Annotated in this window: 8 protein-coding genes; 7 read left to right on the forward strand and 1 reads right to left on the reverse strand. The window is 35.7% G+C overall.

Going from position 1 to position 8,339, the window contains the following annotated elements; all coding sequences use genetic code 11:
• Positions 1-398 precede the first annotated feature (398 nt).
• The 5 genes from BFI01S_RS20060 (at position 399) to BFI01S_RS20080 (ending at position 4,669) form a co-directional block, all read left to right on the forward strand.
• Complete coding sequence (locus tag BFI01S_RS20060; RefSeq protein WP_061794182.1) at positions 399-884, forward strand: YdhK family protein; 486 nt, start codon at positions 399-401, stop codon at positions 882-884.
• A gap of 299 nt (positions 885-1,183) precedes the next feature.
• Positions 1,184-1,804 (forward strand): class I SAM-dependent methyltransferase, encoded by a 621-nt coding sequence (locus BFI01S_RS20065; RefSeq protein WP_061794178.1) that lies wholly within the window; start codon positions 1,184-1,186, stop codon positions 1,802-1,804.
• A 115-nt stretch (positions 1,805-1,919) separates the two neighbouring features.
• Complete coding sequence (locus BFI01S_RS20070; RefSeq protein WP_061794179.1) at positions 1,920-2,249, forward strand: four-helix bundle copper-binding protein; 330 nt, start codon at positions 1,920-1,922, stop codon at positions 2,247-2,249.
• 192 nt (positions 2,250-2,441) lie between these two features.
• Positions 2,442-3,602, forward strand: a complete 1,161-nt coding sequence (gene spoIIP / locus BFI01S_RS20075; protein ID WP_061794180.1) for a stage II sporulation protein P — start codon at positions 2,442-2,444, stop codon at positions 3,600-3,602.
• A 332-nt stretch (positions 3,603-3,934) separates the two neighbouring features.
• On the forward strand, positions 3,935-4,669 hold the full coding sequence (locus tag BFI01S_RS20080) for an urease accessory protein UreH domain-containing protein (RefSeq protein ID WP_019380872.1): 735 nt from the start codon (positions 3,935-3,937) through the stop codon (positions 4,667-4,669).
• 248 nt (positions 4,670-4,917) lie between these two features.
• Here the strand turns inward: BFI01S_RS20080 and BFI01S_RS20085 are convergent, their stop codons facing one another.
• Positions 4,918-5,835 (reverse strand): plastocyanin/azurin family copper-binding protein, encoded by a 918-nt coding sequence (locus tag BFI01S_RS20085; RefSeq protein WP_035332167.1) that lies wholly within the window; start codon positions 5,833-5,835, stop codon positions 4,918-4,920.
• A 197-nt stretch (positions 5,836-6,032) separates the two neighbouring features.
• Here BFI01S_RS20085 and BFI01S_RS20090 point away from each other — a divergent pair, with 197 nt between their 5' ends.
• Positions 6,033-6,782 (forward strand): PIG-L deacetylase family protein, encoded by a 750-nt coding sequence (locus BFI01S_RS20090; RefSeq protein WP_035332169.1) that lies wholly within the window; start codon positions 6,033-6,035, stop codon positions 6,780-6,782.
• Positions 6,783-6,817: 35 nt separating this feature from the next.
• A partial coding sequence (locus BFI01S_RS20095; protein ID WP_061794181.1) for an ABC transporter substrate-binding protein occupies positions 6,818-8,339 on the forward strand: 1,522 nt, incomplete at its 3' end.

The raw sequence follows: 8,339 nt of genomic DNA on the forward strand, positions 1-8,339 counted from the left end.
GGAAGACAATGACCAACAAAATTTTAAAAATATCAGGATTAGGTTTGGCATCGCTCGGAATCGTTTTTTCAGCTGGGGGAGTTTCTGCAGATGCCCACAATATGGGAGTCAAAATGCAAAACAGTGCACAAGTTAAAGCTGAATCGACCGTTGAGAAGAATCTAGCTAAAATAGACAAAAAAGTGAATGCTATTATCGTTAAGATAAAGGGAATTAGAGCATCCCTTGAAGAACCCCCTTTATCTGCTGAAGAGGTAGAGAGATACAAGGAATATAAAGAAGAAATTGACGATCTACTTAATCGTTTAAACGCTACGGAAAAGCATTTAGAGGCCATAACTAAAAATACAGACAAACCAAATGCTTCCTCGGAAGAGATCGAAGGACTGCTTAATGAAGTGCGCCTTAATGCTTTAGAAATCAAAGAAAAAATTGAAGTTCATTTTGCTGAGACAATGTCAAGTTCAGGTGACGTTCCTGATGAACTTGAAGAAGCTGAGAATCCAGCTTTTGAAATCGGCAGTCAGGCCATAATTGAAGCAGATCATATGCCAGGCATGAAAGGTGCGCTAGCAACCATTGCAGGAGCATATGAGACTACTGCTTACTCTGTTACGTATTATCCTACGACTGGAGAAGAGCCGGTAAAAGATCATAAATGGGTCATCCATGAGGAAATTGAATACGCTGGGGAAGAGCCTCTTAAACCTGGTACAGAAGTTACCCTTATTGCAGATCATATGGAAGGTATGGACGGAGCAAAAGCGGTCATTGAATCAGCGGTCGAAACTAATGTCTATATGCTTGACTTTACTACCACAACCGGCGAAAAAGTAGATAATCACAAATGGATCATTGAAAGTGAACTAGCACCAATTGAGTAGAAGTTATTAGATATTTAAAGCATATTAGCAAAGCCAATGTATACAAGCCTTTTCTCTTGTATATATTCGGCTTTTTTAATAGAGATAATAGTGAATTCTTTAAAAAGGATATCTATCGGTTAACAAATAATTCTTTGAGGATCACAAAGTACAGGCAGACTCCTAATCATTGTAAGGAGATCAACCGTTTTTATAACCCGAAAACCCCCTAATCATTTCCTGCTACAATGGAGACTTCAAATCCATTAAAAATCCATACTTTTTTGAGAAACTAATCTCAAAAAGATAGGTGTGAAGAAATGGATATTTCAAGAAATGAAGTGATCATACAAAGATATGACAGAATTTCTCTTCTCTATGACTGGATGGATAAGATGATTAAGGATGAATGGAGAAATAGTCTATTGGCCAATGTCAGAGGAGACATTCTGGAGGTAGGGATCGGAACAGGAATAAACCTTAAATATTATCCAAAAGATATTAATTCCTTAACTGGCGTAGATTTTAGTGAAGGAATGCTCAACTTAGCAAGGAAGAAGAAAAAAAAATTACAAGTAGATTTTAAAGTGAATTTGATGAATGCTGATATCCAAGTCCTTCCATTCCCTGACAATACTTTCGACTCTATCGTTTCAACCTGTGTGTTTTGCTCTGTTCCTGATCCGGTAAAAGGGTTAAAGGAACTTAAAAGAGTATGTAAGCCTGAAGGAGAGATTTTTATGATTGAGCATATGAGAAGCAGCAACCCTCTTGCAGGAGTGTTAATGGACGCGCTTAATCCATTAACAGTTAGGCTTTGGGGAGCCAATATTAACCGGGATACACTACATAATATAGATCTATCAGGACTAGTTATAGTAGATAATATTCCATTAATGGGTACGGTTGTCCGAAAACTTACTTTAGGGCAAAATAATTAAATACAAGTACATTGTTGAATGAGGCTATACAAAATTATGCATTTTTTATGCAGTTTATTTTCTTAAAGCAGGGGGAATCTATTTAATGAATTAGAATATTGGAAAGGATGATCCTATGTATAGCCAAACCTATGAACAATGCATTCAGGCATGTCTTGAATGTATGGAGGCCTGCAATATTTGTTATGATGCATGCCTTCGCGAGGATGATTTGAAAATGATGGTAGACTGTATCCGGATGGATCGTGATTGTGCAGATATTTGTGCTTTTGCTGCAAAAACGATGCAATCCAATAGCCCCTTTATAAAACAGATATGTCAATTTTGTGCCGAAATTTGTGAAGCATGTGGAAACGAATGCAAGAAACATCAACATGAACATTGTCAAAAATGTGCAGATGCTTGCTTTAAATGCGCAGATGCTTGCCGTCAAATGGTACAATAAGCAATAAACAGGCACCTGAGGTGCCTGTTTTTGTTTGTATGAATTGAAATCAAAATGAAAAGCCCGCTCATCACAGTGAAAAAATACAAACTCTATTAGATTTAAAAGTTCTTCCTAGATTCTATTCTATTATCCTTCTTCTGTTCATATATTCTGAGTAGAAAACAGAATAAATAGAACGGAGGGGTACAAATGAAAGAAAGGAAGAATACATCTATTTTGTTTATACGAGTTCACTGGATTTATTTATCCCTATTTTTCTTGATTTTTAGTATTACATTTTTTATAAACTTTCTTGATTTAAAAGAAAGATTAAATTCTTCCATAATAACAGCTACTAGTGAAAAAGTGCATACTAATTTCTTTCTAAGGCTAATGTCTACTGAAATAGGTCCGCTAAAATCAAGTATTACGGAAGAAGAAGAGCCCTCCATTTCCCAAGTTGTATTTCTCACCTTTACAAATATTTGGCCAGAAGACATTCGGACTTTTCTTGGCAGAGAAATACCTGGATTCTCTACTTTTAACACCGAAATTGCCATTGCAGGTCTCGGAACAGACCTTACCACGTTGCCTATTGAATCAGCTCCACCGTTGGAGATGCTGTTGAAAGAGAAAGAGCAGGCAGAAAAAGACCAAGATCAACCAAAAGGTACAGAAGAAAAGGGAGCTTCACCAATCACTAAAACCGGAAAAGATGTTGCGTATATTTATCATTCACACAGCTGGGAGGCCTTTTTGCCTTTACTTCCCGGAAAAAAAACGGCTAATGAAGCTGTAAGTTTAAATGAAAGTAAAAATATTATAGCCGTGGGTAAAAAGCTGAAAGATGAATTAATGAAACGAGGGATAGGAGCAAATCATAGTACATCTAATGTTACAGAAGAATTGAAAAAGAAAAATTGGAATTATAATTATTCTTATGCTCTATCAAGAGAAACAGTAAAAGAGGTAATGGCCCAAAACTCTTCCATTAATTATCTTATTGATATTCACAGAGACTCCCAGCCAAAGAAACTAACAACTACTATGATAAACGGTAAGCCATTTGCAAGATTATTTTTTATAGTCGGGAAGGAAAATATAAACTACGAAAGGAACCTTGCATTAGCTAAAGAATTAAACAAAAAACTAGAAGAAAAGTATCCAGGGATTAGCAGAGGTGTATTTATTAAAACAAAAGACGATGGGAACGGAGTTTATAACCAAGACCTTTCCAGCCAGTCCATGCTGCTTGAGTTTGGGGGAGTAGAAAATAACAACACTGAACTTGATCATTCTATTGAAGCGTTTGCGGAGATTTTCAGTGAATATTATTGGGACGCTGAGGAAGTAAGTGGAAATGAAGGATGATTTATATCCTTAACTGCTGATAGGCTGCATTTTTTTATCTACACTTTTCCTTTAGAAAGGTTGAAGCTGATTTTTGAACATTCAAAGATCGGCTTTTTTAATTATATTACGATATTTTTTTCAACACATAACCCCCACTCTATTAGTAAAAATAAAATTCGTTTAAAGACACAGGAGGTTACTTTTCCTTTTTCTATAAATACCTTAAATATTGTATTTCTTCATAAAATCTTCATAATTAAATGTTATGAATGATGAGTGAACAAAATAGGATTTTCATTTTTTTCAGCAAATGGATTTGGCATTGTCATACAAGAATAGGGGTATTATAAATGTATGAATTTTTCAGCATAATAAGCAACTTTTTTAGCCAGCCTTTAATTAATATTGGTTTGAGCACTAAAGACATTCCCATAATATCAGCTTTTATATTGGGACTTGTAGGGGCACTGGCACCCTGTCAATTCACCGGGAATTTGGGGGCAATTACATTATATGGAAGCAGATCTATACAAAAAAATATCGCTTGGAAAGAAGTTTTGTATTTTACGTTGGGTAAAATAGCTGTATTTTCTGGTTTTGGTTTATTAGTTTGGATATTCGGCAGTGAAATTAAGACTTCTTTGACCGTTTATTTTCCTTGGATAAGGAGAATTATTGGACCAATGTTTATTTTGATCGGTTTATTCTTACTGGGGTTCATTAAATTCAGGAAATCAATATCACTAGGGGATTTTTTTAAGAGCTTTCAAAAGGAAGGGAGATTTGGAGCCTTCTTTATGGGAGTTAGCTTTAGCCTTGGTTTTTGTCCTACAATGTTTGTGTTATTCTTTGTCACTCTGATGCCAATGGCACTCTCAGTAAATTATGGGATGATATTGCCTCCAATCTTTGCAATAGGGACTTCTCTTCCTCTAATTATTTCTGTATTTCTGATTTGGTATCTAGAGCTAGGAGGGAAGTTTTTGAAAAAGGGGAGAAGAATAGGGGCTATTGTTCAAAAAATTACAGGTATCATAATGCTTATAATTGGAGTACTTGATACCATTACGTACTGGAGTCTTTAATAGAATTGTCGAGGAAATTTATTGCTTTAATAGTAAATTATTGTGCATTTTGATAATGGTGCAGATGAATATACATGTGTGGTTTTATTGGTTGTGTACATAAAAAAGCACAAAAATTATCGAGATGCAGATAAAGAGCAATTCCAAAATATGAATGATATCATTATGTAAAAGTAATTTGAACATTCTAATTTGAAAATAGTAAAAGAAAAGCCATCCCTCTTGCAATACAGAAGGGATGGCCTTTCTCAATTTACTGTAATTGTACCTATCATGCCATTTTCTTTATGACCAGGAATAGAACAATAGAATTCAAATACCCCAGACTTAAGAGGTGTAAATGTCAGAGTGGCTTCACTTTTTCCAGATGCATGGAGATGAAAATCAGCCTGCGCAGTGCCATGGTTACCATGTTGATTGTTTTCAGTCTTAATAGCTATTTCCTTTATTTCAATGTCATGATCCGTATTATCAAGATTTTTTAATATAAGAGAAGCTTCCTTATCTTTTTTAAGCGTTATTTCTGAAGGGTCATAGGAAAACTTTGAAGGATGAACAGTTAAAACGATTTCATTAGCATTCAAGTTTTTAGTATTTCCATGCTCACTATGATCCTGCCCGGCCTGTGAAGAGCTAAAGTTAGAGAAGGCTTTGCTTTTATCTAGCTGATTTCCAAAATAAAGAAAGGAAAAAAGAAGGACAAAAGTTAAAACAGGCTTTAAAAACCATTTTTTTTCATCAATAGAGCTCTTTGCTGATAGGATATTATATAGTAATAGTGAACTTGTTGTCAGAGTGAGTAAAATATTTAACATGGTGAAAGCTTGATTCTGGGAAACCATTTCACCAAGCATGGCTCCCATCATTCCCCCCATTAAACCTGACATAAACCCTTCTAATGAAGGAAGGATACCAAATGCTATTCCGCTAGCTAATCCTGCAATAACCCCAATTCCAGCAGAAACCAATGTAGAAGTATACAAATCTCCTTGATAATATGTTCCAAACAAGACTCCGGCTGTTAAACCTATATTCATTCCCATTGCCATTGTGATAACCATTGCTTGCATTTTTGATAATTTGTGTCTGAATTTTATGGATAAAATAATGGCTGCGATAGCCGAAGAAGCTATTGTTGTTAGAACAAATAACTGGTATATTCCCAAAATTATCAACTCCTCTTTATTTGCTACATGATATGTAAACAGTAAACAAGCCATGCCAAAAAATATCTGAATACTAAAAATAAATAATTTTCTAAAAATTCTCTATTTACAAAATGATAATTCAGTATTATTATAGTTTTTAATACCCAATATACGATAGCGGGGTACTGTACTGAACATTATAAGGAGGTAGGGTAATGTCAAAAGGTAAAAAAATTTTATTTCTTGGTGTTTATGGTATGGAAGTAGTTGAATGCGGTGGAGCATTAGCTAAAAATGTTTTAAATGGGGGAGAGTCATATGCTAGCATTATGCTTTGCAGGGAAACAAGCCAGCCCCAAGTTAGAAATGCTGCAGAGATATTGGGGGTCAAGATTTCTTTCTTGAATTTTGAATATGGGACTGTGGATTTAAGTAAGGAGTCCAAAATTAAGTTGATTAAGTTGATACGTGAAGTTAAGCCAGATATTATTATCACCCAAGATCCAGAGCATTCCTTCCATGATTTAGATCCTGACCGTAGGCCAGCTATGACCCTTTTGCTTGAATCTATTGCACTTGCAAGCAGAGATTTTGCATTAGAAGAAACTCCCGGTTTATCCCCACACCCCATTCCGACCATCTACTACATGACACCTCATCACCCAAATACTGTCGTTGATATTTCTCAAGTTTGGGAGAAAAAAGAAAAGGCAATGGACATGCTTGAAAGTCAAATGGAATTTAGCGGTATGCATTTTGATGAAATTCTTGATTCCAAAACAGTAGAAATTTTATCACCTGGTTATTCCCAATTAAAAAACCATCAAGAAAAAGGAAGAGCAATGCATAGAGTGTTAGACAAAGCTGTTCATGTTTATCATGGTCTGGCAACTCATGGGCATTTTGCCCTTGCCGAAGCATACAGAAGAGAAGGAAACTTCCACTTACAAGAACTAATCAAATAGATAATCTAGATCACTACTAAATAGGGGGAGTGAAAATGAAAAGATCATTTTTTAGTGTTGGAATAATAATATTGTTACTTCTATCAAGTTTCAACCTTGTTCTAGCCGAAGAGAAAGTGCAATCGTTAAAAGTCGGCATTTCAAAAGATGAGAATGGATTAAACCCTTATACGTATGTTACAGGGTATCCAGGGTTAGATTTGGTCAATTTACTGTACGATACACTGTTTAATTTAGATGAAAATAATAAGCCGGAACCTTGGTTGGTAAAGGATTTTAAAGTTAGCAAAGATGGTCTAACCTATGAGCTGACTCTGCATGATAACGTAAAGTGGCACGATGGTAAACCTCTTACTGCAGATGATGTTAAATTCACAATGGAATATTTCATCAAATATCCGAAATCCAGATTTACGAATCCATTAAAAACAATAAAGTCCATAGAGGTAAGCGGTGAAACTGGTATAACATTAAATTTATCGCAGGCTGACCCCAACTTCATGATTCAGCCTCTTGCAGATTTGCCAATTCTACCACAACATATCTGGTCTGAAGTAAGTACTCCTGATGATGAAACCAATGCACTTGGAAGTGGGCCTTATATTCTGGAAGAACACAAATCTGGCCAGTACTACAAAATGAAATCAAACGAAGATTATTTCAAAGGTGCTCCGCCAATAAATGAATTAATATTCCCGATCATTGAAGATACAACTGCAATGTATAATGCCCTTCAGGCAGGCGAGCTGGATGTAATTTCGTCAAGTATATCTCCTGAACTTGTAGAACAATTTAGTTCCAACCCTGCTTTGAAAGTTGTAAGGGGGCCAGGATACAGTACAAGCCTGTTTCAAATTAATGCAGAGAAATACCCTATGACGGAAACCGCATTTCGTCAAGCTATTGATTTTGCCATTGATAAAGAAAATTTGGTAAAAACAGTGCTACTTGGCTACGCAGAAGTAGGGAGCCCTGGATTTATTCATCCGTCCTCTTCCTATTTTAATTCTGACTTAAAGCCAGTTTTTGATAAGGAAAAAGCCAAACAAATTCTAGAGGAAGCTGGTTTTATTGATAAAGACGGTGATGGATTTAGAGAAGACCAAGAAGGGAAAAAAATTGACTTAACGACTTTGGTTTATTCAGGCAACCCAATTAGAATCAGAACTGCTGAATTAATATCTGAAGCATTAAATGAAGTAGGAATCAAAAATGCTGTAAAAGCAATGGATTCAACTACAGTAGACTCATTAATGTGGCCTGATTTTGATGTCAGCAAAGGCAGAGATTACGACCTCGGTGTCTGGAGCTGGTCCAACACCATGCAGCTATTTCCAGATCGAATGAATGATCTATTTCATTCCGATCCAGCTATTGGGTCTGTCAATATTGGGGGGTACAAGAACCCTGAGTTTGACCAATTGGGGGAAAAACTTAAACAGACATACGATGAAAATGAACGTCTAAGTTTAATTAAGGAAATACAAGCTTTTGTAGCGGAGGATGCTCCTATTATACCTCTTTATTACCAAGAGATTGTTGGAGCGTTTAATCCTG

It is taken from the genome of Cytobacillus firmus NBRC 15306 (assembly GCF_001591465.1).
Lineage (GTDB): Bacteria > Bacillota > Bacilli > Bacillales > Cytobacillaceae > Cytobacillus > Cytobacillus firmus.